Genomic DNA, 25565 nt, shown 5'->3' on the forward strand with positions numbered 1-25565 from the left:
GCCGGTCAGCTCTGCGACAGCAGGCGAGAAGGCGCATCGAGATTCGCGACCACTTCGCCGAAAGGCCCTGTCAGGGCCTGCTGCAGCGGCACGCCGGGGCGTTGCTTGCGCGGCAGCAGCGGGAAGACGAGTTCCGCAAAGCGGTAGGACTCCTCCAGGTGCGGATAGCCCGAGAAGATGAAGCTTTCGATGCCCAGCGATGCGTATTCCTCGATGCGGGCCGCGACGGTCTTCGGGTCGCCCACCAGCGCGGTGCCGGCGCCGCCGCGCACCAGGCCAACGCCGGCCCACAGGTTCGGGCTGATCTCCAGATCGGCCCGGCTGCGCTTCGCACCGCCCGCGTGCAGCGCGGCCATGCGGCGCTGTCCTTCGGAATCCATGCGCGCGAAGGCGGCTTGCGCGCGGACCACGGTGTCGTCGCTCACGCGGCTGATCAGCGAATCGGCCGCGCGCCGGGCTTCGTCCTCGGTCTCGCGCACGATGACGTGCAGGCGGATGCCGAACTTCACCGTGCGGCCCTTGCGTTCTGCGCGCTGGCGAACATCGGCGATCTTCTTCGCGACCTCGGCGGGCGTTTCGCCCCATGTCAGGTAGGCATCGACCTGCTCGGCGGCGAGCTCGTGCGCCGCTTCCGACGAGCCGCCGAACCACACCGGCGGATACGGCTTCTGCGTGGGCGGAAACAGCAGCTTCGCGCCCTTCACGCGCAGGTGCTTGCCGTCGTAGTCGAAGCTCTGGCCTTCGTGGCTGCGCGCGATGATCTCGCGCCAGATGCGGATGAACTCGGCCGATTGCTCGTAGCGCTCGGCGTGGGCCAGGGAAACGCCGTCGCCTTCGAGCTCGGCCTGATCGCCGCCCGTCACGAGATTCACCAGCACGCGGCCGCCGGACAGCCGATCGAAGGTCGCGGCCATGCGTGCCGCAAGGCTCGGCTGATGCAGCCCGGGCCGCACCGCGACCAGGAACTTGAGCCGCTTCGTCGCGCCGATCAGGCTCGCCGCGACGACCCACGGGTCTTCGCACGAGCGGCCGGTCGGGATCAGCACGCCTTCGTAGCCCAGTTGATCGGCCGCGCCCGCGATCTGCTGCAGGTAGGCCAGATCGACCGGACGCGCGCCCTCGGTGGTCCCGAGATAGCGGCTGTCGCCGTGCGTGGGGAGAAACCAGAAGATGTTCATGGCGAGGCCTAGTCTTTCGTCGTCAGGGTTTGGCGGCGGCGAGCCGCGTGTCGGGGCGCCACACGATCCGTGCGACCTCCACAGGCTTGGGAATGAGCCCGAGCTTGTGGAAGGCATCGGCGACGCGCTGCTGGTCGGCCACCGTCGCAGGCTGGATCGGCCCCACGGGCGATGGCGGCCGGCGCTGAAGAAACAGGCTCACGATGCCCGCATCGAGGCTGCTGAAGTCGGCGATCAGCTTGATCGCGGCGGCGCGGTCCTGCTGCACCAGGCGATCGGCACGGGTCAGTTCCTCGAACAGCGCCGCGATGACCGCCGCATGCTTTTCCGCGAACGGCTTCGATGCGAGATAGAAGGAGTTGTTGCCCGACAGGCCGCGGCCGGTGGCCAACGCGCGCGGCTGGATCGCGAGCTCGGTCGCGGCATAGAACAGGTCCCAGATCGCCCACGCATCGACGCTGCCGCGCTCGAAGGCGGCGCGCGCGTCGGCCGGCGCGAGGTAGACGGGCTGGATGTCGCTCCATTGCAGGCCCGCCTTCTCGACCGCCCGCACGAGCAGATAGTGCGCGCTCGACCCCTTCTGCAGGGCCACCTTGCGGCCTTTGAGATCGGCCAGCGACTTCAGCGGCGAATCCTTCAGCACCAGCACCGCGGAGCTGTCGGGCTTGGGCGGCTCGGCGCCGACGTAGACCAGATCCTTGCCGGCGGCCTGCGCGAATACCGGCGGGGAATCGCCCGTAAGACCGAACTCGAGGCTGCCGACCGACAGCGCCTCCAGCAACTGCGGCCCCGCCGGAAACTCGATCCAGGCGATCTTCGCGTTCGGAAAGCGCTTCTCCAGCCAGCCCGACTGCTTCACGATCACGAGGTTGGCGGCGGACTTCTGGTAGCCGATTCGCAGCTGCTGGAGCGCCTCGGGCGACGGCGAGGATGTCCCCGGCTGCGCCAGCGCGACCGGGCCGCCCAATCCCCAGCTCGAAGCCGTGACCACGAGCAGTTGCAGCAAGCGGCGACGGACGTTCGATGCGCCCGGAACATTCAAAGGAGGCATGGGCTTCTTTCAGGCGTAGGTCGCCCCTGACCGCATCGCGGCGGCACCAATCGGGACGAAGGGTTGGACGGCGAGGCGCCGCATCGGGCGCCGCGAAGACGGATGAACGTCAGACGCTACATCGCGCCCGCTCGGCCGCTCGGCCGCTCGGCCGCTTGGCCGCTTGGCCGCTTGGCCGCTTGGCGAGCTACTTGTTCGTGTAGATCTGGTCGAACGAGCCGCCATCCGCAAAGTGCGCTTTATCCGCCTTGGTCCAGCCACCGAAGGCTTCGTCGATCGTGAACAGCGTCAGCTTCGGGAACTGGGTCGCGTACTTGGCCTTGGCCTTCTCCGAGGTCGGGCGGTAGTAGTTGCGTCCGGCAATATCCTGGCCCTCGTCCGAGTACAGGTACTTCAGGTACTCCTCGGCCACGGCACGCGTGCCCTTCTTGTCGACCACCTTGTCGACCACCGTCACGGTGGGTTCCGCGAGGATGCTGATCGACGGCACGACGATCTCGAACTTGTCCGAGCCGAATTCCTTCAGCGCGAGGAAGGCCTCGTTCTCCCAGGCGAGCAGCACATCGCCCACACCGCGTTGAACGAAAGTGATGGTCGAGCCGCGCGCCCCGGTGTCGAGCACCGGCACGTTCTTGTAGAGCTTGCCCACGAATTCCTTGGCCTTGTCGTCGCCGCCATACTTGCGCTTGGCAAATTCCCAGGCCGCAAGGTAGTTCCAGCGGGCGCCGCCGGAGGTCTTCGGGTTCGGGGTGATCACCTGCACGCCGGGCTTCACCAGGTCGTCCCAATCCTTCAGACCCTTGGGATTTCCCTTCTTCACGAGGAAGACGATCGTCGAGGTGTACGGCGCCGAGTTGTGCGGCAGGCGCTTTTGCCAGTCGGGCTTGACCAGCCCGCCGTGCGTGACGAGCGCATCGGTGTCACCGGCGAGCGCCAGCGTCGCGACGTCGGCGTCGATGCCGTCGATGATCGAGCGCGCCTGCTTGCCCGAACCGCCGTGCGACTGCTTGATCGTGACGTCCTGCCCGGTCTTGGCCTTCCAGTACTTGGCGAAGGCCTGGTTGTAGTCCACGTAGAGTTCGCGCGTCGGGTCGTAAGACACGTTCAGCAACGTCACGCCGCCCTGGGCGAACGACGGCAACGCCGTCAGGGCGATGCCCGCCGCGGCGGCGGCACCGAGGGAAAGCTTGATAAAGTCGCGGCGAAGGCTCATGGTCTTGTGCTCGTAAATGGCATAAAGAAGATGCCACGTATTCTGAATACGGCATAAGAAAACCGGAACGACCGAGTTGTCAGTTCTAAATAGCGAAATCAACTAAGACACCCCCAAAAGGCATCCAAATGGCACGCATGGTCCAGTGCATCAAGCTCGGCAAAGAGGCCGAAGGTCTCGACTTCCCGCCCTACCCTGGCGAACTCGGCAAACGTATCTGGGAGAACGTCAGCAAGGAGGCCTGGGCCGCCTGGCTCAAGCAGCAGACCATGCTAGTGAACGAAAACCGCCTGAACCTTGCCGACGCCCGCGCCCGCCAGTACCTGGCCCGCCAGATGGAAAAGCACTTCTTCGGCGACGGTGCCGACGTGGCGCAGGGTTACGTCCCCCTTCCAACTGATCCACGCGCGCGCATGGCCGAACCGGTCGAATGGCGCGCGGACGGCATCCCGCGCAGCGCGCGGTTCGATGACATCTACCACTCCGAAAGCGGCGCCGCCGCGCAGGCCCGGCATGTGTTCCTGGGCGGCTGCGGCCTGCCCGCGGCCTGGGCCGGACAAGCGCAATGGCGGATCCTCGAAACCGGATTCGGTTTCGGACTCAATTTCCTGACAACCTGGCAGGCGTGGCGTGCGGACCCGAAGCGCTGCCGGCTGCTGCATTTCGTCTCGATCGAGGCCTATCCGGTCTCGCGCGAGGACTTGCTGCGTGCCGCCGCCAATTCGCCGGAACTGTTGGCGCTGGCCGAGGAACTGGCAACGCAGTGGCACGGCCTGCTCCCGGGATTCCATCGTCTCTGGCTGGACGCGGGCCAGGTGCTTTTGACCCTGTGCATCGGCGACGTCCAACCGATGCTGCGCGCGCAGCGCTTCGAGGCGGACAGCATCTATCTCGACGGCTTCAGTCCGCAGCGCAATCCGCAGATGTGGTCGGCCGAGACGCTCAAGGCGGTGTCCCGCTTCGCGCGTCGCGGCACGGGGGTCGCCACCTGGTCCATTGCACGCCCGGTGCGCGATGCGCTGGCGCAATACGGGTTCAAGGTCGCGAAGGTGCCCGGGTTGCCGCCCAAGCGGGACTGCCTGCAAGGTGTGTACGAGCCGGCATGGGAACCGCGCCGCCGTTCGCCCTCGCGCGAGGAGGTCGCAAGGCCGGGCCACTGCGCGGTGGTCGGCGCCGGCCTTGCCGGCGCCGCCGTCGCCTCCAGCCTCGCCCGACGCGGATGGACGGTCACGGTGCTGGACGCATCCGACCAGCCCGCCACCGGCGCCTCGGGTCTGCCGGTGGGCGTGCTCGCGCCGCATGTGTCGCCGGACGATGCATTGCTCTCGCGACTCACGCGCGCCGGCATTGGCGCGGTGTGGCCTCAGCTCGAGCAATGCCTGTCGGAAGGCCGGGACTGGGGCGCGACCGGTGTGGTCGAACGGCGAGCGCCCGGCGATGCGCGCCTGCCCGCCGACTGGACGGCCGAAGGTCCCAACGAATCGTGGCTCGCGACGGCGCAAGAGCTTCGCGCGCTCGGCTTGCCAGCCGATGCCGCCGCGATCCGGCATGCGCGGGCCGGCTGGGTGCGCCCCGTCCAGCTGGTGCAGGCCGGCTTGCGCAACCGGGCATCCGTGTCGAAACGGGGCACCGCGTGACGCGCGTCGAACCCTCGGATGAAAAAGGCGCGACGCAGTGGACGCTGCGCGGCGCGAACGGCGAGGCCCTCGTGCAGGCCGACCGGGTCGTCATCGCAGCGGGCTTCGACAGCCTCGCGCTCGCGCCGGACCTGCCCTTGCAGCCCGTGCGCGGCCAGGTCGCGTGGGGCGTGGCGCCGCACGGTTCGAGGCTTCCCGCCCTGCCGATCAATGGCGACGGCCACCTGATCGCGCATGTGCCCGACGAAAGCGGCGAACTGTGGCTCACGGGGGCGACCTTCGATCGCGACAGCCATGACCCCGCGCTGCGGCCCGATGAGAACGCAGTCAATCTCGAAAAACTCCGCCGCCTTCATCCCGACGCGGCTGCGCAACTGCAGGCCGATTTCGCAAACGGACGGGTGCACGCGTGGGCCGGCGTGCGCTGCGCGTCCGGCGACCGCCGTCCATTGGTCGGTCCGATGCGGCCGGAGACCGAAGACGGCGTCTGGGTCTGCACTGCGCTCGGCTCGCGCGGCATGACCTTCGCCGCGCTTTGCGCCGAGCTGCTGACCGCACGCTGGCATGGTGAACCACTGCCGCTGCCGGCCAGGCTCGCAAGCGCGCTCGACACACGGCGCGTATGGGCGAGCACCATGTAATCGAGCACCGTCGTTTCAAGGAAAGATCGGCCATGCCCATCCACTACGACATCACCCACACCACCGTCTACCGCTACAGGAAGCCGGTCCGCTTTGGCCTGCACCGGGTCATGTTCCGGCCGCGCGAGAGCCACGACCTGCGCGTGCTCGCCACCGACCTCCAGGTGAGCCCGGACGCGAGCATCCGGCTGATCCAGGACCCGCACTCCAATTCCGTGGCGCTCGTGCAGCCAGTCGGGGAGGCGACGGAGCTGCGCATCGTCTGCCGATTCACGATCGAGCACGAGCCCGGCAGCGTGAATCAGCTCGCGCTCGATCCCTCGGCCGAGGTGCTGCCCTTCGCCTATTCGGTGCAGGACCGCATCGACCTCGAGCACTATTTGCGCCCGCACCACGACGATCCGGAGGGCCGGCTCATCCGCTGGGCCCACCAGTTCCTCTACACCGACGAAACCAACGGAACGCGCGACGTGCTCGCGCGCATGAACGCCTTCATCGGGCAGAACTTCACCTATGCCGCGCGCGACGAGGAAGGCACGCAGACACCGCTGCAGACGCTGGAACTCGGCAGCGGGAGCTGTCGCGACTACGCGCTGCTGATGATGGAAGCCGCGCGCCGGCTCGGCGTGGCGACGCGCTTCGTCAGCGGCTACCTGTACGACGCGGCGCTCGACGTTGACGGCGAAACCTCGGGGGACGCGGTGAGCGGCGCCGGCGCCACGCATGCGTGGCTGCATGCCTATCTGCCGGGCGCGGGCTGGGTCGCCTACGACCCCACCAACAATCTCACGGGCAGCGGTCAGTTGATCCGGGTCGCGGTCGCGCGCGACCCTTCGCTGGCCGCGCCGGTCTCGGGCACCTGGTACGGCGATCCCGGCGCCTACGAGGGACTCGAGGCCTCCGTCGTGGTGCACCGGCTTCGGGGCTGAGTCAGCCCACGCGGTTCACGAGCGCTTTAGGGAAAGGCGCGGGGCCGTTCGCTCACGTTCACGCCGGGTTGCGGCGCTTCCTTGTCCGCGACATCGACCCAGCCGCCGCCGAGCGAACGGTAGAGCGCCGCCGATTGCAGCAGCACGCTGCCCTGCTGTTGCGCCAGCTGCAGCCGCGCGCTGAACAGCGCGCGGTCGGCGTCGAGCACTTCGAGATAACTGGTGTAGCCGCCTTCGAACCGCCTGCGCGCGAGTCGCGCATAGTTGTCGAGCGCGGCGACCTGCATCACCTGCGCATCGAGCGCGGTGCGCGAGGTGGCGATGCCGCTGAGCGCGTTCTCCGTTTCGCTGAACGCGGACTGCACCGCCTTGCGGTACTGCGCGACCGACTGCCGCTGCGCCGCTTCGGCGCTCGTGACCTGCCCTGCGATCGCGCCGGCGGTGAAGATGGGCATCGTGATGTCCGCGCCATAGGTCCAGAGCCGCGACGGTCCTTCCCACAGGTCCGACAGCGAGCGGCTCGCCTGCCCGAAGGCCCCGGTGAGCGAAATCGTCGGGAAGTACGCCGCCTTCGCCGCGCCAATGCGGGCATTGGCCGCGATCATCGACTGCTCGGCCTGACGGATGTCCGGACGCCGCTCCAGCAGATCGGACGGCAGGCCCGCCGGCACGGGCGGCAGCATGAGCTGGTCGATCGGCTTGCCGCGCGCGATCGGGCCCGGGTTGCGGCCGACGAGATTCGCGAGCGCGTTCTCCAGTTGCACGATCGACTGCTCGAGCAACGGGATCGAACGCAGCGCCGTCGCGTATTCGGACCGCGCCTGGCTGACCTCGACCTCGGACACGACGCCGCCCTTGAAGCGCCGCTCGAAGAGATTGAGCGCATCGAGGCGCAGGCCCAGCGTCTCGCGCGACACCTCCAGCTCGCGATCCTGCTCACGCAAGTTGACGTAGCCCGACGTGATCGCGGTCACGACCGACAGCACCGTGCCGCGGCGGAAGGCTTCGCTCGCTTCCAGCTCCGCCGTCGCGGCTTCGGTGAGCCGGCGCGTGCGGCCGAAGAGGTCGATCTCCCAACTCAGGAGCAGGCCAGCCTGGTAGGCGTTGTACGGATTGATCGACGGCGCCGGGCTGATGGTCTGCTCGCTCGCGCGCGTGCGGCTTCCGCTCACCTGCGCGCCCACCTGCGGAAAGAGCGCCGAACGCGTGGTGCCGAGCACGCCGTAGAACTGCTCCACCCGTGCGGCCGCTGCGATCAGATCCTGGTTGTTGCGCAGCCCTTCGCTGATCAGCGCGTCGAGCGCCAGATCATTGAACTGCTGCCACCACGCCGATTCGATCGCGGCCGCATCGACCGCGCCCATCGGCGTCGCGCCGCGGTATTGCGCCGGAACGTCGAGATCGGGACGCTTGTAGTCCGGTCCGAGCATGCAGCCGCCGAGCGGCAGGCCCAGGAACAGCGCGGACACCAGTGCCGCCGCGCGGCGACAGGTCGCATCAACGCGGCGCATCGACAGCTCCCTGTCCGGTCGCTTCCGGACCCTCACCCTTCGCATGCTCGGCTTTCTTGCCGCCCATGCGATCGCTGAACGCTTCCAGGCCCCAGAAGAACATCGGGATGAAGAAGATCGCGATCACCGTCGCGCCCAGCATGCCGCCGATCACGCCCGTGCCGAGCGACTGCCGGCTGGCGGCCGACGCGCCGCTCGCGATCGCCAGCGGGATGCACCCCAGGATGAAGGCCAGCGAGGTCATGATGATCGGCCGCAAGCGCAGCTTGGCCGCACCGACGGCCGCGTCGTAGGGCGAGAGCCCTTCCTTGTGGCGCAGCTCGACCGCGAACTCGAAGATCAGGATCGCGTTCTTCGCCGCCAGCGCGATCAGCACCGTGAGGCCGATCTGGAAGTACACGTCGTTCTGGATGCCGCGCAGCCAGATCGCCGCGATGGCACCGAACAGCGCGAACGGCACCGCGAGCAGCACACCGAAGGGCAACGACCATTTCTCGTACTGCGCCGCGAGGATCAGGAACACCATCACCAGCGCGAAAGCGAAGACCAACCCGGCCGTCGAGCCGGCCTTGCGCTCTTCGTAGGCCTCGCCGGACCATGCGAACGAGAAGCCCGCGGGCAGCACCTCGCGCGCCACCTCCTCCATCGCGGCCAGCGCCTGCCCCGAGCTGTAGCCGATGCCCGCGTCGCCGGTGACCTTGGCCGCGACGAAGTTGTTGAAGCGGGTGACGATGTCGGCGCCGGTCACGTAGCGCGTGCTCGCGACCGCCTTGAGGGGCACCATCTTCCCCTCCTTGTTGCGCACGTACATGTTCTGCAGGTCTTCCGGCTTGGTGCGGAAATCGGGCTCGGCCTGCAGGATCACCTGGAACAGCCGGCTGTTCTTCGGGAACTGGCTCACGTAGAGCGAGCCGAACAGCGTCTGCAAGGTGGAATACACATCCTCCGTCGGCACGCCGAGGCTCTCGGCCTTGTCGCGATCGACGTCCACCATCAGCTGGCGCGAGCGCGTGTTGATGGTCGAGTTCAGGCCTCGAAGTTCGGGCCGCTGCCGCGCCTTGGCGATGAAGTCGCGCGTGACCTGTTCCACCCGCTGCAATGGCGCATCGCCCTCGCTCTGAATCCAGAACTCGAAGCCGCCGGTCGTGCCCAGGCCCGGGATCGACGGCGGATTGACCGGGACCAGAACCGCCTCCTTGAAGGTCGAGAACTCGGCGCTGGCTTGCCGGATCAGCGCATCGGCCCGGTCGTCCGGCGACTGCCGCTCCGCGAAGCTCTTGAGCGAGACGAAGAGCACGCCCGCGTTGGACTTGTTCTGCGAATCGATCAGGCTGAAGCCCGGCACCGCCGCCACCGCCTTGACACCCGGCTGCTTGCTGAACCACTGCTGCGCGCGGTCGGTGATGGCTTCGGTGCGATCCAGGCTCGCGGCGTCCGGCATGATGACCGCGGTGAAGATGTAGCCTTGGTCTTCCACCGGCAGGAAAGTGGTCGGCACCTTCCTGAACAGGCCCATCATGATCACCACCATGCCGGCGATCAGCAGCACCGAGACCAGCACGCGCTTGATGGCGAGTTTGGTGGTCGAGGCGTAGCCCTCGGTCAGCTTTTCGAAGTTGCGGTTGAACCAGCCGAAGAAGCCCTTCTTCTCGTGCTCGCCTTCTTTTGGCGGCTTCAGCAGAAGTGCCGCGAGCGCCGGTGACAAGGTCAGCGCCACGAGGCCCGACAGCACCACCGACACCGCGATCGTGATCGCGAACTGCTTGTAGAGCTGCCCGGTGATGCCCGAGAGGAACGCCACCGGAATGAACACCGCGCACAACACCAGCACGATCGCGACCACGGGCCCGCTCACCTCGTCCATCGCACGCTTGGCGGCATCCTTGGGCCCGAGGCCGAACTCGCTCATGTTGCGCTCGACGTTCTCGACCACCACGATCGCGTCGTCCACCACGATGCCGATCGCGAGCACCATGCCGAACAAGGTGAGCATGTTGATCGAGAAGCCCATCGCGGTCATGCCGATGAAGGCGCCGAGGATCGAGACCGGCACCGCCAGGATCGGCACCAGCGTGGCGCGAAAGCTCTGCAGGAACACGAACACCACGATCACCACCAGCACCACCGCCTCGAAGAAGGTGTGGATCACTTCGCTGATCGACTCCTGCACGAATTCGGTGGTGTCCAGCGCGATGTCGTAGTCCAGTCCGGCCGGGAAGGACTTCTTCAGCTCGGCCATCAGCGCGCGCGTGTCCTTGGCGACCTGCAGTGCATTGGCGCCGGGCTGTTGATAGATCGCGATCAGCGTGGCGGTCTTGCCGTTGTACTTCGAGCGGATCGAGTAGTCCTTCGACCCGAGCTCGGCACGCCCGATGTCCTTCACCCGCACGATGGCGCCGGTACCCTGCTGGGAGGCGCGCAGGATGATGTTGTCGAACTGCGTGGGCTCGGTCATGCGCCCGGAGGTGGCGACCGGGATCGTCTGCTGCACCGGCGTCGCCGTCGGCGAGGCGCCGAGCCGGCCGGCGGCGTACTGCTGGTTCTGCGCGGCCACCGCGTGCTGGATGTCGGTGGCCGTCATGCCCAGGCTCGCCATGCGGTCGGGCTTGAGCCACAGGCGCATCGCGTAATCGGGCGAGCCGAAGATCGAGCTCTGGTTCGCGCCTGGAATGCGCTTGATCGCATCCAGCACGTTGATGTTCGCGTAGTTCGCGACGAAGGTCGGGTCCTGGCTGTTGTCGGGCGAATAGATTGCCACGATCAGCATGAAGGCCTGCGACTTCTTCTGCACGCTCACGCCCTGCTGGCTCACCGCCGACGGCAGTTGAGGCAGTGCGAGGTTCACGCGGTTCTGCACGTCCACCTGGGCGAGCGAGGGATCGGTGCCGATCTCGAAGTAGACCGACAGCGTCATGTTCCCGGTCGAGCTCGACGTGGAGTTCATGTACATCATCCGGTCCGCGCCGTTGACCTGCTGCTCGATCGGCGCGGCCACGTTCTCCGCCACAACCGACGAGCTTGCGCCCGGGTAGGTGGCACTGACCGAAATCTGCGGCGGCGTGATGTCCGGGAACTGCGCGATCGGCAGGTTGAGCATCGCAACCACCCCGGCAATGACCAGGATGATGGAGATGACGGACGCGAAGATCGGGCGGTCGATGAAGAAGTGCGCGAACTTCATCGTGCCCCCGCCAGGATGACGTCGACGCGCCGCGCCATCGCGGGCGAATCGCCGCCGACGATGTTGGCCGGTGCCTTCATCTCGATCCGGTCAGCCGGCACGTCGGCCGCGAGCAGCGCATCGCGCACCGATTCCGCGCGACGCTTGGCCAGGGCCGCATTGATCTTCGGGTCGCCGCTCGAATCCACATAGCCGTGCAGCACGACGTGCAGCTCAGGCTTGGCCTTGAGCGCCGCGACGACCGCGACAAGCCGCACTGGCCGGTCGCATCGAGCGCGGTGCGGCCGCGATCGAAGTAGACGGCATCGCCGTTGGCACCCGAACCGCCGGACGCGGATGCCGAGGCTGCGGATGCACCCGCGGCGTTTGCGGCACCGCCCGCCGGGCCCGCCCCCGAGTTCGGCATCACGGAGGTAGCGGCAGCCACCCCTCCCGCCGGCGTCGGGCCGACCGGCCGCCCCACCGCCTTGCCCTCAGGCAGCGGCTCCGGCGGCACCTCCTTCACCTTCATCGGTACGCCCGGCGCGAGCCGCATGAAACCGTCGACCACGACGCGCTCGCCGTCCTTGAGCCCGTTGGTCACCAGCCATTGGTCTCCCATCCAGTCGCCGACAGTCACCGGCCGCTGGCTGGCCTTGCCTTCGGCATCAACGACCCATACGTACTCGCCGCGCGGGCCCTCCTGCACCGCGCGCTGCGGCACGATGATCGAATCGGGCCGCCTGAAGCCGTGGACCTTCACCCGCACGAACTGCCCCGGCCGCAACTCGCCCTTCGGATTGGGCAACTCGGCCCGCAGCAGGAAGGTGCCGGTCTCCTGGCTGAAGGAGGCATCGGCGAAGGTGATGCGGCCCTGCCCGGGGAAGCTCGAGCCGTCGGCCAGCACCAGTTCGACCGCGTAGTCATCGCGCGGCGCCTTGATCAGCTTGCCCTTGGCGATCTCGTCCTGCAGGCGCAGCGATTCGTTCTCCGAGAGGCTGAAGTTCACCCGCATCGGATCGAGCTTCGCCACGTAGGTGAGCAGGCTGTTCTCGGCATTCACATAGGCGCCGTCCTGGACCTTGGCGAACGACGACTGGCCGGCGACCGGCGAGCTGATCGTGGTGTAGCCGAGGTTCAACTGCGCATCGGTCACCTTGGCGGCCGCAGCTTCGACCGCGGCGGAGGCGGCCTGCTCGGTGCCGGTGGCATCGTCGAGGTCCTTGACCGCCAATGCGTTGTCGGCCACCAGGGGTTTCACGCGCGCGAGGTTCGCGCGTGCGGTGGCGAGCCGCGCCTGCTGCTGCGCGAGTTCGGCCTTCGCGGCCTTCAGGCTGGCCTCGAAGGGCTTCACGTCCATCCTGAAGAGAACCTGGCCGGGCTCGACGAAGGTGCCTTCGGTGTAGACCCTCTTTTCCAGAAAGCCGTTGACGCGGGCCCGGATCTCCACTTGCTGCGAGCTTTCGGTCTGGCCGACGAACTCGAAGGTCACCGGCAGCGTCTGCGCCTTCACGCTCACGGCGGAGACTTCGGTGGGAGGTGGTGCGGCCTTTTCAGGCTCCGACTTCGAACAGGCCGACAGGAGCACCGCCGCACATAACAGCGGGAACAGGCCGCGAACCCTCGTTGCGGCGCCTGTCCAGGAAAGGCCTGCTCGTCGTGCTCGCAAGGCCGCGTCGTTCGACAAACCCATAGACCATCCTCCTCGCCCACGCCGATCGCGCACGACGACCGACCCGATGCAGGCTGTTGTGAACCGCTAATGTCGCTTCAAAGGATCGCGCAGGCAATGGCCCCTTGGTGCAATCCCCAAGCCCGCGGACACCCCCGACGCGCGACTGTCATGCAACCCCGCCATCATCCGCCGCTACCACTTTTTCTTGTTCGTGGCACGCCTGACGATCGTCAAACGGTCGGCTTGAGTCAGGCCCACCGCTCGCATAGGATGGCCCGGCCACTACGCTGGCGCGGGCATTGCTTGGCTGTGCACCACGAACACGATGCCCTTTTGGAGGAACCGCTTGAAAACACTTCCGATTGACCTTGCACTGCAGGGCGGCGGCGCCCACGGCGCGTTTACCTGGGGCGTGCTCGACCGACTGCTCGAGGAGCCATGGCTGCGCATCGAGGGCATCTCCGGCACCTCGGCCGGCGCGATGAACGCCGCGGTGCTTGCGTGCGGCCATGCGGGCGGCGGACCCGAGGGCGCGCGCGAATCGCTCGAGAAGTTCTGGCGCGGTGTTTCGGAAGCAGCCCAGTTCAGCCCCTTCCGCCGCGGCTGGATCGAGATGATGAGCGGCCGCTGGACGCTGGACAACTCGCCGGCCTTCCTCGCCGCGGAACTCGCGATGCGCGTCTGGTCGCCCTACGACCTCAACCCGCAGGGCACGAACCCGCTGCGCGGCATCCTCCAGGAACTGATCGACTTCGAGCGACTGGCCTCGTCGCCGATCAAGCTCTTCGTGACCGCCACCAATGTGCGCACCGGCCGGGGCCGCGTGTTCCGCAATGCCGAGATCAATCCCGACGTGCTGCTCGCCTCGGCCTGCCTGCCGTCGATGTTCCACGCGGTCGAGATCGACGGCGACCCCTACTGGGACGGCGGCTACGCGGGGAACCCGACGATGACGCCGCTGATCCGTGAATGCTCGTCGAGCGACACCATCCTGGTGCAGATCAATCCGGTGGAGCGTCCAGGCGTTCCGCGCAGCGCGCAGGAGATCAACAACCGTCTCAACGAGATCTCGTTCAACTCGCCGCTCCTGAAGGAGCTGCGCATGATCTCGTTGCTGCATCAGGTGGCGGACCCGGGCCACGGAGAAGGCGCGGCATGGGCGCGCATGCGCATCCACCGCATCGCGACCGACGCGATGCTCGAACTCGGCTATTCGTCGAAGCTGATCGCCGAATGGGCATTCCTCTGCAAGCTGCGCGACGAAGGACGCCGCGTGGCCACCGCGTTCCTCGCGGATCACAAGGGCGACATCGGCAAGCGCTCGACACTGGATCTCGACGCACTGCTCGAAGGAGTTTGAACGCATGGGACTCGCAGGAATCTTCGTCGGCCTCGGCCTGCTGATCTGGCTCTCGTACCGGGGCTGGAGCGTGCTGGTGCTCGCGCCACTCGCCGCGCTCATCGCGGCGCTCTTCGCCGGCGAACCGCTGCTCGCGCACTGGACGCAGACCTTCATGGGCTCCGCGGCCGGCTTCCTGGCCAGTTTCTTTCCGCTGTTCCTGCTCGGCGCGATCTTCGGCAAGCTCATGGACGACAGCGGCTCGGTGCAGACCATCGCGCGCTTCATGACCGAAAAGCTCGGCCCGCAGCGCGCGATGCTCGCGGTGGTGCTGGCCGGCGCGATGGTGACCTACGGCGGCGTGAGCCTCTTCGTCGCGTTCTTCGTGCTCGCGCCGATGGCGCAGGCGCTGTTCCGCGCGGCCAACGTGCCCGCGCGGCTGATGCCCGCGGCGATCGCGCTCGGCACCTCGACCTTCACCATGTCCGCACTGCCGGGCACGCCGGCGATCCAGAACGCGATCCCGATGCCCTTCTTCGGCACCACGGCCTTCGCTGCGCCGGGCCTGGGGATCATCGCCGCCGCGATCATGCTGGGCTTCGGCATGTGGTGGCTGCGCCGGGCCGAGAACGCCGCGCGCAAGGCGGGCGAAGGCTTCGGCACCGTCACTGTGGACAAGCACGTGGACGCCTCCGCCGACCCGGTGGTCCGCGAGCGCGCGAGCACTTCGGGCAGCTTCGATCCCGCCGAGGCCACGCGCGGCAGTCACAGCGACACGGAACCGAGCGTCTTCATCGCGCTGCTGCCGCTCGTCGTCGTGGTCATGGTCAATCTGCTGATGGCGCTGGTGGTGCTGCCGCGCCTGGACACCAGCTACCTCGCAGACCCGCGCTTCGGGGGCATCTCGATCGCCAATGTGGGCGGCGTCTGGGCGGTGCTGGTGGCGCTGATGGCGGCGATCGTGGTGCTGATCGCGTGCAACTGGAGCCGCCTGCCTTCGCTGCGCGAGACGATCGACGCGGGCGCCAATGCCTCGGTGCTGCCGGTGGTGTCGGTGGCGAGCCTCGTGGGCTTCGGCGCGGTGGTGGCCGCGATGCCGGCCTTCGAGATGGTGCGCGAATGGGTGCTGGGCATCGGCGGCGGGCCGCTGGTGTCGCTGGCGCTGTCGACCAACATCCTCGCAGCGCTCACCGGCTCGGCCTCGGGCGGGCTGACGATCGCGCTCGACGCGCTGGGCGCGACCTACATGCAACTCGCCGCGACGATCGGGCTCGATCCGGCCCTGATGCACCGCGTGGCGGTCATCGGCGCGGGCACGCTCGACAGCCTGCCCCACAACGGCGCCGTGGTCACGCTGCTCGCCGTCTGTGGCACGGGCCACAAGGAGAGCTACTTCGACATCGTGATGGTGGGCATCGTCGGCGCAGTGGTAGCGCTGATCGCGGTGATCCTGCTGGGTTCGACCTTCGGCTCGTTCTGAGCCTCTTTCGACCGCTCACGCCACCCGGGCTCGCCGGACCAGCCTTTCAGACAGCGCCGCGACGCATCTGGCGTATTCGGCCTCGGCCCGCTCCCGGGCCTCGCACAGGCGCGCGAGCGCCTGGATTTCCACCGACCCCGGCGGCAATGCATCGCCGCCGCACAGCCAGTCGCCCAGCGCCTCGATGAGTTCGCCACGCGCGGCTTCCACCGCGAGGCGACTCACGACAACGGCCTGATAGAGCTGGGTCAGCTCGCCACCTCTTGCCTGCGGCACACGTCCTCCTGAAGTTGGGAAGCATCTTCAAGACTACTTATGTATTACTTTTCAGTGTGTAGGTCCATACCGCAAAGGCGGTAGACATTTGACCGGATGACGCGAGGCACGTTCCCAGAATCCGGCGGGTTTCGAGTGCGGCCCGACCGCAAGGGCCGGCTGTTCCAGTGCCGTCCGCCTTATCCCGAACCAGCAACTGATCGCCCGCCAACCCGCATGGAGACTGGCGAATATGCTTATCCGCATAAGGCACGAACCAAAAAATAGTTTGTTTCCATAAGGCGTGCTTCTAGAGTTGCGGACTCGTTGACCGGGGTCGGTGGACGCACTGCCTTTCAACAACTGACACACGATGTACCAATACACAGATTTCGACCGCCAGTTCGTGCACCTGCGCGCGGCGCAATTCCGCGACCAACTCGAACGCTGGCAGACGGGCAAGTTGTCCGAGGATGAATTCCGCCCCCTGCGGCTGCAGAACGGCTGGTATGTGCAGCGCTACGCGCCGATGCTGCGCGTCGCCGTGCCTTATGGTGAGCTGTCGAGCAAGCAGTTGCGCGTGCTCGCGAAGATCGCACGCGAGTACGACGAGCCGGAGGCCGAGGTCTACAAGAACGCCGTCGCCACGCAGGGCAAGCTCGGCTCGCACAAGCTGCCGACGCATTACGCGCACTTCACCACGCGCCAGAACGTCCAGTACAACTGGATTCCGCTTTCCAAGTCGGCGGACGTGATGGACCTGCTCGCCTCGGTCGACATGCACGGCATCCAGACCAGCGGCAATTGCATCCGCAACATTACGAGCGACGAGCGCGCCGGCATCGCCGGCGACGAGGTTGCCGACCCACGCCCTTTCGCGGAAATCATGCGGCAATGGAGCACGCTGCATCCCGAATTCGCCTTCCTTCCGCGCAAGTTCAAGATCGCGATCACCGGCGCCGCCGAAGACCGCGCCGCGACGGGCTGGCATGACGTGGGCCTGCGCCTCGTCAGGAACGACCGGGGCGAGCTGGGCTTCCGCGTGCAGGTCGGTGGTGGCATGGGCCGCACGCCGATCATCGGCACCGTGCTGCGCGAGTTCCTGCCGTGGAACCAGATCATGAATTACCTCGAAGCGGTGATCCGGGTCTACAACCGCTACGGCCGCCGCGACAACATCTACAAGGCGCGCATCAAGATCCTCGTGAAGGCCGAAGGCCAGGTCTACATCGACGATGTCGAGGCCGAGTACAAACAGATCATCGAGCACGACGGCGCACCGCACACCATCTCGCAGGCCGAGCTGGACCGCGTGAACGCCTCCTTCGTGCCGCCGACACTCGCGACCCGCGTGTTCCGCAGCGCCGAGGAAACCGACGCCGAGCTGCGTGCCCAGGCGGCCGACGACGTGATGTTCGCGCGCTGGCTGGCCCGCAACGTCGCACCGCACAAGAACCCGGCGCTGCGCGCGGTCACGCTGTCCTTCAAGCGCCGCCTGCAGGCGCCCGGCGATGCATCGGCCGCCCAGCTCGAAACCGTCGCGACCCTGGCCGACCGCTTCAGCGCTGGCGAAGCCCGCGTGACGCACGACCAGAACGTGTTGCTGCCCTGGGTGCATGCCGAAGACCTGCACGCCCTGTGGCTTGCGGCCCGCGAAGCCGGCTTCGCGAGCGCCAACGTGCACCTGCTGACCGACATGATCGCCTGCCCCGGCGGCGACTTCTGCGCGCTGGCCAACGCGCGATCGATCCCGATCGCCGAGGCGATCACCGAGCGCTACCAGGACCTCGACGAGCTCGACGACCTCGGCGAGATCGACCTGCACATCAGCGGCTGCATCAACTCGTGCGGCCACCACCACAGCGGCCACATCGGCATCCTGGGCGTCGACAAGGACGGCAAGGAGTGGTACCAGGTCACGCTCGGCGGCTCGGACGGCTCGGACCTGAGCGGTCCGGCGCAGGCCGGCAAGGTCGTCGGCCCGTCGTTCTCGGCGGCCGAGGTGCCCGGCGTGATCGAGGCGGTGCTCAACACCTACCGCGACACGCGCGAATCCGGCGAATCCTTCATCGACGCGCTGCGCCGCGTGGGCATCGAGCCCTTCAAGACCGCGGCCAACGCCGCACGCTTCAAGGTCGAGGAGGCCGCAGCATGAACCAGACCCTGAAGATCCTTGCCGCCGAGGAGCACGTCGACAACGGCGAGCCGAATGTGCTGCAGCTGGCGAACGACGCCGATCCGCTGGCGATCGAGGTGTGCCTCGACGACGTGGAGCGCATCGACCTCGACTTCCCGAAATTCACCGATGGCCGCGCGTACAGCCGGGCATTCCTGCTGCGCCGGCGCCTCGGCTTCAAGGGCGACATCCGCGCCACGGGCGACGTGTTGATCGACCAGTTGGTGCAGATGCAGCGCACGGGTTTTTCCAGCGCTGTCCTGAAGGAAGGCGTGGACGCCACGGCGGCGCAACGCCAGTTCGACCGCTTCGCCGCCTACTACCAGGGCGACGCAGTCGAAGCCGCCCCATTGTTCACGCGCGCCTGAACGCCCCCGGCCGCCATCGGAATCCGCCCCCATGAGCATCGATCTCGCAGAAGTCAACGCCAAGCTCGGCCGCAATGCCGAAGGCCTTGTGGACTGGGCCGTCGGCCTCGGCCAGCCGGCGATCATCACCACCAACTTCCGGCCCTTCGAGGCGGTCATCCTGCACATGGTCACGCGCGCCAAGCCCGACGTGCCGGTGATCTGGATGGACAACGGCTACAACACCGAGGCGACCTACCGCTTCGCCGACGAAGTGACGAAGCTGCTCGGCCTGGATCTGCGCATCTTCGTTCCCCGGCGTTCGCGCGCGCATCGCGAAGCGGTGGAAGGCCCGACCCCGGCGCTCGACGATCCGCGCCACGCCGCCTTCACCGAGGAGGTCAAGCTGGAGCCCTTCGCGCGCGCACTGCGCGAAATGGCGCCGAAGGTGTGGTTCACCGCGCTGCGCGCCACCGACACGGCCGTGCGCGCGCAGATGGACCCGGTCAGCATCAATCCCGACGGCCTGATCAAGGTCGCGCCGCTGCTGCATTGGTCGTCCAAGGATCTGTACGAGTACTGCCAGACGCACGGCCTGCCCAACAACTTCGACTACGTGGATCCCACCAAGGGCGAGGACAACCGGGAATGCGGGCTGCACCTCTCGCACTGAAGGCTCACGCCGCCCCCGAACCACCTTTTTCTGAGCGCCCCGTCCCCATGAACGCCCGTACCGAACACGACCTGCTGCTGCAATCCACGACGCAGTCGCTTGCGCGCCTGTCCAACACGCACCTCGACGCACTCGAGGAAGAGACCATCTTCATCCTTCGCGAAGTCGCGGCCTCCTTCGAGCGTCCGACGCTGCTGTTCTCCGGCGGCAAGGATTCGCTGGTGCTGCTCAAGTGCGCGGAAAAGGCCTTCGGCGCCGGTCGCATCCCGTACCCGCTCCTGATGATCGACACGGGCCACAACTTTCCCGAAGTGACGGACTTCCGTGACCAGCGCGCCAGGGAGCTCGGCGCCGAGCTGATCGTGCGCAGCGTCGAGGATTCGATGAAGCGCGGCACGGTGCGCCTCGCCCACCCGGGCGAATCGCGCAACGTGCACCAGTCGGTCACGCTGCTCGAAGCCATCGAGGAATTCCGCTTCGACGCACTGATCGGCGGCGCGCGCCGCGACGAGGAAAAGGCGCGCGCCAAGGAGCGCATCTTTTCGCACCGCGACAGCTTCGGCCAGTGGCAGCCCAAGGACCAGCGCCCGGAACTGTGGACACTGTTCAACACGCGCCTCGCACCGGGCGAGCACTTCCGCGTGTTCCCGATCTCGAACTGGACCGAGCTCGACGTCTGGCAATACATCGAGCGCGAGCACATCGCCCTGCCCTCGATCTACTACACCCACAAGCGCGAAGTGGTCGAGCGCCGCGGCCTGCTGGTGCCGGTGACCGAACTCACGCCGCCGCGCGACGGCGAACAAGTCGAAGTGCGCGATGTGCGCTTCCGCACCGTCGGCGACATCACCTGCACCTGCCCGGTGGAAAGCCTCGCGGCCGATGCCGCCGACGTGGTGGTGGAGACGCTCGCCGCCGACGTGAGCGAGCGCGGCGCGACGCGCATGGACGACAAGACGTCCGAAGCTTCGATGGAAAAGCGGAAAAAAGACGGGTACTTCTAACTCGCCCCCCAGGCTTGCTCACTTCGTGTAGCCGCCCACCCCTTGCCGGGGGCAACACCGGCGGCCCGGCGAAGCCGGTTCCGCGGTGTTTCTGGGTTGGGTCCGTTGGTTTTTTTAGGTTGCTATGAACATGACTGCTGTTGCTTCTCCTCACTCGATTGCCGCCGAAACCGGCGCCGCGCTGCGCTTCATTACCTGCGGCAGCGTGGACGACGGCAAGAGCACGCTGATCGGCCGGCTGCTGGTCGACAGCAAGACGGTGCTGCAGGACCAGCTCGCCGGCGTGCAGCGCGGCGGCGAAGTCGATCTGGCGCTTCTCACGGATGGCCTGTCGGCCGAGCGCGAGCAAGGCATCACGATCGACGTGGCCTATCGCTATTTCTCGACCGCGCACCGCAAGTTCGTGATCGGCGACGCACCGGGCCACGAGCAGTACACCCGCAACATGGTCACGGCCGCATCGAGCGCCGATGCCGCCGTGGTGCTGGTCGATGCGACCAAGCTTCCATGGGCTGCAGAAGTCGGTGACGGCGAAGTCGTGAAGCGCGAGCTACTCCCGCAAACCCGCCGCCACACGCTGCTGTGCCACCTCCTGCGCGTGCAATCGATCGTTTTCGCGGTCAACAAGCTCGATGCGATCGACGATGCCGAACTGGCCTTCGAGCGCATTTCCGCGGCCCTCTCGAACTTCGCCGAAGCCGCGGGCGTTCAGGTCGCCGCGACCGTGCCGATCTCGGCGCTCAAGGGCTGGAACGTCGCTTCTCGCCACGCCCATTGGGCGGGCTACGAAGGCCCGAGCCTGCTCGAGCTGCTCGAATCGCTGCCGGTCACCGCGCAGGACGAAGCCGTTCCCTTTGCCTTCCCGGTCCAGTGGGTCGAGAAGTTCTCCGCCTCGGCCGATACCTCGCGCGGCCGCCGCGTGTTCTGGGGCCGCGTCGCCAGCGGTCACGTCGAACCCGGCCAGCGCGTCACGGTGCTGCCCGGCAACCAGACCGCCACCGTCGCGCAAGTGCTGAGCCACACCCGCCAGCCCAGGACCGTGCATGCGGGCCACAGCGCCGGCGTCGTGCTCGATCGCGAGCTCGACGTGTCGCGCGGCGACTGGCTGCTGGAACCCGGTGCGTTCGAGCCGCAGCGCGAAATCACCGCGACCATCGCGTGGCTCGACGACGAGCCGCTCGTGCCGGGCCGTGTCTACTGGGCGCTGCAGGGCCATCGGTGGGTCAAGGCCAAGGTGGCGCGCATCGTGGATCGCGTGAACATCACCACGCTCGAATCCGAGCCGGCCGACCAACTCGAAGCCAATGCGATCGGTGATGTGGTGCTCAGCCTGCAGCAGCCGCTCGCGGTGCTGCCGTTCACGCAATCTCGCGCGCTGGGGTCGCTGATCCTGGTCGACACGGCCTCGCATCGCACCTCCGCCGCCGTGCTCGTGCAGCCTTCTGTCACAAGCGCCTAAAATTCGGGGTTTTCCCGATCAAACACTCGTTCCAGCCCAACCATGACCCACGTCGTCTCCGAAGCCTGCATCCGCTGCAAATACACCGACTGTGTCGACGTATGCCCGGTCGACTGCTTCCGCGAGGGGCCGAACATGCTGGTGATCGACCCCGACGAGTGCATCGATTGCGCGGTCTGCATCCCCGAATGCCCCGTCAACGCGATCTACGCCGAGGAAGACCTTCCGGCCGACCAGCTCGCCTTCATCAAGCTCAACGCCGAGTTGGCCCTGGCCGACGGCTGGAAGAGCATCACCAAGCGCAAGCCGGCGCTGCCTGACGCTGAAGAATGGAAGGACAAGACCGGCAAGATCTCGGAGCTGGTGCGCTGAGCACAGCACCCGCCCCGATCGAAACCGACGCGCTGGTCATCGGCGCCGGGCCGGTCGGGCTGTTCCAGGCCTTCCAGCTGGGCCTGCTCGAAATCTCCTGCCATATCGTCGACGCACTGCCCCGAGCGGGCGGCCAGTGCGTCGAGCTGTATGGCGACAAGCCGATCTACGACATTCCCGGTACGCCGAAGACCACCGGTCGCGGCCTTGTGGAATCGTTGTTGCAGCAGATCGCGCCTTTCAAACCGCAATTCCACTTCGGCGAGCAGGTCGCCACCGTCGTGCGGCAGGACGATGGCCGGTTGCTGCTGACGACGCAGCGCGGCACGGCGTTTCTGGCCAGGACGGTGTTCATCGCGGCCGGCGTCGGCGCCTTCGTGCCCAAGCGGATCTCCGTCGAGGGCATCGACCGGCTCGACGGCACGAAGCTCTTCTACCACCCCGACACCAATGCGCTCGGACGCTTCGCCGGCCAGTCGGTCGTGGTCAACGGCGGCGACGATGCGGCGGTCGAAACCGCACTGGCGCTCGCGCCGATCGCGAAGCGGCTCACGCTCGTGCACCGGCGCGATGTCTTCCAGGCCGATGAGCCCATGATCGCCACGCTCCGTCAGCGCATCGCCGAGGGAGCGATCCGGCTCGTCATCGGCCAGCCTGCCAGCTTCGACGATACGGGCCTGACACTCGTGACACCGGAGGCGCAGAACCTCGTGCTGCCCTTCGATGCGCTCATCGGGTGCCTCGGCATTTCCCCCGCCTCGGGCCGATCGCCAACTGGGGCCTGGCGCTGGAGCGCAAGCAGATTCCCGTCGATACCGAAAAGTACGAGACTTGCGAGCGCGGCATTTTTGCGGTCGGCGACATCAACACCTACCCGGGCAAGAAGAAGCTCATCGTCTGCGGCTTCCACGAAGCCACGCTGGCCGCGTGGGGTGCGACGGACGTCGTCTTTCCCGACAAGTCGATTCCTCTCCAATACACGACCACGAGCACCCGCCTGCACGCGCTGCTCGGCGTGAAGCACTGATCGCTCGCGAGCCATGGCTGCGCGTCACGGGCCTACAATCCATCCTGCTTCGCCAGACTGAAGCAACGCTAGGGGTGCCGGCCCGCCGTTTCATCGGTGAGTCGGCTGAGAGAGTCCCTTTGAACCTGACTGAGGTAATCCTCGCGCAGGGAAGCTGGTCCGGCGGCCGCACGTTTTCTCGCGTGCCGGATCCGTCGCCGTGGCCTCGCCCACCTGCCAAACAATTTGCAATGGAGCAAATGGATGGCAAACACCAACAACACCGAGGCGCCCTCCGGCGCCAATGAGGCGCTCACCCCGCTTCGCGAGGCCGGGCGCGTCTTCCGGTGGCACGACCACATGGCACTGTGGTTCAGCCTCGGGGTCGGCCTCTTGGTCATGCAGGTCGGCGCATTCCTCGTTCCGGCGGTCGGCACGCGCGATGCGGCGGTGGCGATCGTCCTGGGCTCGTTCGTCGGCGCGGGTCTGCTGGCCTGGACGGCACGTATCGGCTGCGAAAGCGGGCTGGCGAGCGCAGGTCTCATGCATGCCACGTACGGCAGCGCATTCGCCCGGCTGCCCGTGATCCTCAACATCGTGCAACTGATCGGCTGGACCACTTTCGAGATCGTGATCATGCGCGAAGGAACGCAGGCCATCGGCAAGCAGGCGTTCGGGTGGTCGCTGGACGGCGCCGCGGGCACGGTCGTCACCACGCTGATCTGGGGCGCGGTCCTGCTCGCCCTGCTCGCGGGCTCGATGGTGAAACTGGTTCGGCGCTTCGTCAGCCGCTTCGGTTTGCCGCTGGTGATCCTGTCGCTGGTGTGGCTGAGCTGGCAGTTCGCCGCCCGGCTTCACGCCAAGGGGTTCGAGGCGTTCTGGTCGCGGCCCGGCGACGGAAGCATGGGCATGTTCGGCGCGCTCGATCTGGTGATCGCGATGCCCGTGTCCTGGCTGCCGCTGGTGGCCGACTACGCCCGCCACGGCAAGCGCAGCGCGGGCGGCCTCGGCGGCGCATTCAGCGGCACCTGGCTCGGCTATGCGGTGGCAAATGTCTGGTGCTATGCACTCGGCGTCATGGTCGTCAGCGTGGCGGAGCCGGGCACCGACATGCTCGCCGCGTTACTGCTGGCGCAGGGCGGCCTGGTGGCACTGGGGCTGATCCTCGTCGACGAACTGGACAACGCTTACGGCGACGTCTATTCAGGCTCCGTGTGTTCGCACAGCCTGTTCCCGCAATGGAGCGTCCGACGCTGGGGCCTGATGCTCGCGGCGATGTGCATCGCCCTGGCGCTGGTGCTGCCCATGCACTCGCTGGAGCCCTTCCTGCTGCTCCTGAGCTCGGTCTTCGTGCCGCTCTACGGCGTGATTCTCGGGCGGCTCGGCGTCGGCGTGAGCATCGACGCGATCGGTGCGCGCCGCGTGGACATCGCGGCGGCCGCGATCTGGATCGGCGGCATCGCGATCTATCACTCGTGCGCCGCGTGGGCGCCTCAGTGGGGCTCCGCGCTACCGACGCTCGCGGTCACCTTCGTGCTGGCCTGGATCACGCGCCCGTCAACGGCAGGCGGTACGTCGGCACTGGCGCAAACCCGTGGTTGAGAGGGCCATGTCCGCTTCCGACCTTGACGTCGGCACCCGCCGCCATGGCGGCGACGACGTAGTTGCGCGCACGTTCGACGGCCTGCGCCAGGTCATAGCCAAGCGCCAGATGCGACGCGATGGCGGACGACAGGGTGCAGCCGGTCCCGTGCAGATTGCGGCTCGCGATGCGCGTCGATGCGAGCTGCAGCCGATCGCCATTGGATTGCGCGAGCAGATCGACCACGTCTTCCCCGGGCAGATGACCGCCCTTGAGAAGAATGGCGCGGGCGCCCAGGGCGAGCAGTTCGCTGGCCGCATCGTCCAGCGCATCGACACCGTCGATCGCGTGGCCGATCAACAGCGCCGCCTCGTCGAGATTGGGTGTCACGACAGCCGCGCGCGGGAACAGCTCGCGCACCAGCACCTGTACCGTCTCGGCGGCGATGAGCCGGTCACCGCTCGTGGCGACCATCACCGGATCGAGCACCACGTTCGGCAGCTTGTAACGATCGATCGCCCAGGCGACGACTTCGACGACCTCGGGCGCATGCAGCATGCCGAGCTTGACTGCATCGACACCGATGTCCTCGACCACGGACTGGATCTGCGCCTTGATGAACTCGGGCGGCACGCCGTGGATGCCCGACACGCCCAGCGTGTTCTGCGCGGTCAGCGCCGTGATGGCGGTCATGCCGTAGCAACCGAGCGCCGCAAAAGTCTTGAGGTCCGCCTGGATACCGGCGCCGCCGCCACTGTCGGAGCCCGCGATCGAGAGCACGCGGACATAGCGGGAGAATGCATGGGTCATGCTGAAAATTATCGGGCACGTCGTACGTGCAGCGTGAGGGTCAATGACGAGCCGCATCGATTTTCCT

At 67.2% G+C, this 25565-nt stretch carries 18 protein-coding genes, 3 pseudogenes and 1 riboswitch; of the genes and pseudogenes, 12 read left to right on the plus strand and 9 right to left on the minus strand.

Annotated elements, in window-relative coordinates; genetic code table 11:
- Positions 1-5: 5 nt before the first annotated feature.
- The 3 genes from ssuD to ACQ858_RS10845 all read right to left on the minus strand — a co-directional run bounded on the left by ssuD (position 6) and on the right by ACQ858_RS10845 (position 3442).
- Positions 6-1178, minus strand: coding sequence for an FMNH2-dependent alkanesulfonate monooxygenase (gene ssuD, locus ACQ858_RS10835; protein ID WP_431276626.1), 1173 nt, complete (start codon positions 1176-1178; stop codon positions 6-8).
- A 22-nt stretch (positions 1179-1200) separates the two neighbouring features.
- Positions 1201-2229, minus strand: a complete 1029-nt coding sequence (locus ACQ858_RS10840) for a sulfonate ABC transporter substrate-binding protein (protein WP_431276627.1) — start codon at positions 2227-2229, stop codon at positions 1201-1203.
- A 187-nt stretch (positions 2230-2416) separates the two neighbouring features.
- The gene (locus ACQ858_RS10845) at positions 2417-3442 is read right to left on the minus strand and encodes a sulfate ABC transporter substrate-binding protein (RefSeq protein ID WP_431276628.1); all 1026 of its coding nucleotides are present in this window, start codon (positions 3440-3442) and stop codon (positions 2417-2419) included.
- 137 nt (positions 3443-3579) lie between these two features.
- Between ACQ858_RS10845 and mnmD the strand changes: the two are divergent.
- Together mnmD and ACQ858_RS10855 are read left to right on the plus strand one after the other, a co-directional pair.
- Positions 3580-5720: pseudogene (gene mnmD, locus ACQ858_RS10850) on the plus strand (tRNA (5-methylaminomethyl-2-thiouridine)(34)-methyltransferase MnmD).
- A 32-nt stretch (positions 5721-5752) separates the two neighbouring features.
- Positions 5753-6649, plus strand: coding sequence for a transglutaminase family protein (locus tag ACQ858_RS10855; RefSeq protein WP_431276629.1), 897 nt, complete (start codon positions 5753-5755; stop codon positions 6647-6649).
- A 26-nt stretch (positions 6650-6675) separates the two neighbouring features.
- On the opposite strand, the gene ACQ858_RS10860 is transcribed toward ACQ858_RS10855, so the two are convergent.
- The 4 genes and pseudogenes from ACQ858_RS10860 to ACQ858_RS10875 form a co-directional block, all read right to left on the minus strand.
- Positions 6676-8160, minus strand: a complete 1485-nt coding sequence (locus ACQ858_RS10860; RefSeq protein WP_431276630.1) for an efflux transporter outer membrane subunit — start codon at positions 8158-8160, stop codon at positions 6676-6678.
- A complete protein-coding gene (locus tag ACQ858_RS10865; protein ID WP_431276631.1) occupies positions 8147-11341 on the minus strand; it encodes an efflux RND transporter permease subunit in 3195 nt (1064 codons plus the stop codon). Before ACQ858_RS10865 ends, ACQ858_RS10860 begins: the two co-directional genes overlap by 14 nt.
- Entirely contained in the window at positions 11338-11598 is a 261-nt protein-coding gene (locus ACQ858_RS10870) for an OmpA family protein (protein ID WP_431276632.1), read from the minus strand. The genes ACQ858_RS10865 and ACQ858_RS10870 overlap by 4 nt, the downstream gene beginning before the upstream one ends.
- A gap of 305 nt (positions 11599-11903) precedes the next feature.
- Positions 11904-13013 (minus strand): annotated as a pseudogene (locus ACQ858_RS10875) (efflux RND transporter periplasmic adaptor subunit); the annotation flags it as partial.
- A 328-nt stretch (positions 13014-13341) separates the two neighbouring features.
- On the opposite strand from ACQ858_RS10875, the gene ACQ858_RS10880 reads away from it, so the two are divergent.
- The gene (locus tag ACQ858_RS10880) at positions 13342-14355 is read left to right on the plus strand and encodes a patatin-like phospholipase family protein (protein ID WP_431276633.1); all 1014 of its coding nucleotides are present in this window, start codon (positions 13342-13344) and stop codon (positions 14353-14355) included.
- 4 nt (positions 14356-14359) lie between these two features.
- Entirely contained in the window at positions 14360-15814 is a 1455-nt protein-coding gene (locus tag ACQ858_RS10885; RefSeq protein ID WP_431276634.1) for a GntP family permease, read from the plus strand.
- Between the two features lie 15 nt (positions 15815-15829).
- Here the strand turns inward: ACQ858_RS10885 and ACQ858_RS10890 are convergent, their stop codons facing one another.
- Positions 15830-16090 (minus strand): hypothetical protein, encoded by a 261-nt coding sequence (locus tag ACQ858_RS10890; RefSeq protein ID WP_431276635.1) that lies wholly within the window; start codon positions 16088-16090, stop codon positions 15830-15832.
- Positions 16091-16442: 352 nt separating this feature from the next.
- On the opposite strand from ACQ858_RS10890, the gene ACQ858_RS10895 reads away from it, so the two are divergent.
- The 8 genes and pseudogenes from ACQ858_RS10895 to ACQ858_RS10930 all read left to right on the plus strand — a co-directional run bounded on the left by ACQ858_RS10895 (position 16443) and on the right by ACQ858_RS10930 (position 24708).
- Positions 16443-18224 (plus strand): nitrite/sulfite reductase, encoded by a 1782-nt coding sequence (locus ACQ858_RS10895; protein WP_431276636.1) that lies wholly within the window; start codon positions 16443-16445, stop codon positions 18222-18224.
- Positions 18221-18613 carry a DUF934 domain-containing protein gene (locus ACQ858_RS10900; protein WP_431276637.1) on the plus strand — a complete coding sequence of 131 codons (393 nt, stop codon included), beginning with the start codon at positions 18221-18223 and terminating at the stop codon, positions 18611-18613. The genes ACQ858_RS10895 and ACQ858_RS10900 overlap by 4 nt, the downstream gene beginning before the upstream one ends.
- A 31-nt stretch (positions 18614-18644) precedes the next feature.
- Positions 18645-19265 (plus strand): phosphoadenosine phosphosulfate reductase family protein, encoded by a 621-nt coding sequence (locus tag ACQ858_RS10905; protein WP_431276638.1) that lies wholly within the window; start codon positions 18645-18647, stop codon positions 19263-19265.
- Positions 19266-19312: 47 nt separating this feature from the next.
- Positions 19313-20269 carry a sulfate adenylyltransferase subunit CysD gene (cysD, locus tag ACQ858_RS10910; RefSeq protein ID WP_431276639.1) on the plus strand — a complete coding sequence of 319 codons (957 nt, stop codon included), beginning with the start codon at positions 19313-19315 and terminating at the stop codon, positions 20267-20269.
- A 124-nt stretch (positions 20270-20393) separates the two neighbouring features.
- Entirely contained in the window at positions 20394-21728 is a 1335-nt protein-coding gene (locus tag ACQ858_RS10915; RefSeq protein WP_431276640.1) for a sulfate adenylyltransferase subunit 1, read from the plus strand.
- A gap of 42 nt (positions 21729-21770) precedes the next feature.
- Entirely contained in the window at positions 21771-22100 is a 330-nt protein-coding gene (fdxA, locus tag ACQ858_RS10920) for a ferredoxin FdxA (RefSeq protein WP_340354853.1), read from the plus strand.
- Positions 22058-23127 (plus strand): annotated as a pseudogene (locus ACQ858_RS10925) (NAD(P)/FAD-dependent oxidoreductase). The gene fdxA and the pseudogene ACQ858_RS10925 overlap by 43 nt, the downstream one beginning before the upstream one ends.
- 60 nt (positions 23128-23187) lie before the next feature.
- Positions 23188-23296, plus strand: a riboswitch (TPP riboswitch).
- A 74-nt stretch (positions 23297-23370) separates the two neighbouring features.
- Positions 23371-24708, plus strand: coding sequence for a purine-cytosine permease family protein (locus ACQ858_RS10930; RefSeq protein WP_431276641.1), 1338 nt, complete (start codon positions 23371-23373; stop codon positions 24706-24708).
- Here ACQ858_RS10930 and thiD read toward each other — a convergent pair.
- Positions 24653-25498 (minus strand): bifunctional hydroxymethylpyrimidine kinase/phosphomethylpyrimidine kinase, encoded by an 846-nt coding sequence (thiD, locus tag ACQ858_RS10935; RefSeq protein WP_431276642.1) that lies wholly within the window; start codon positions 25496-25498, stop codon positions 24653-24655. The genes ACQ858_RS10930 and thiD overlap by 56 nt on opposite strands.
- Positions 25499-25565: the final 67 nt, after the last annotated feature.

The sequence above is a fragment of the Variovorax ureilyticus genome (assembly GCF_050632185.1).
Classification (GTDB): domain Bacteria; phylum Pseudomonadota; class Gammaproteobacteria; order Burkholderiales; family Burkholderiaceae_C; genus Variovorax; species Variovorax ureilyticus_A.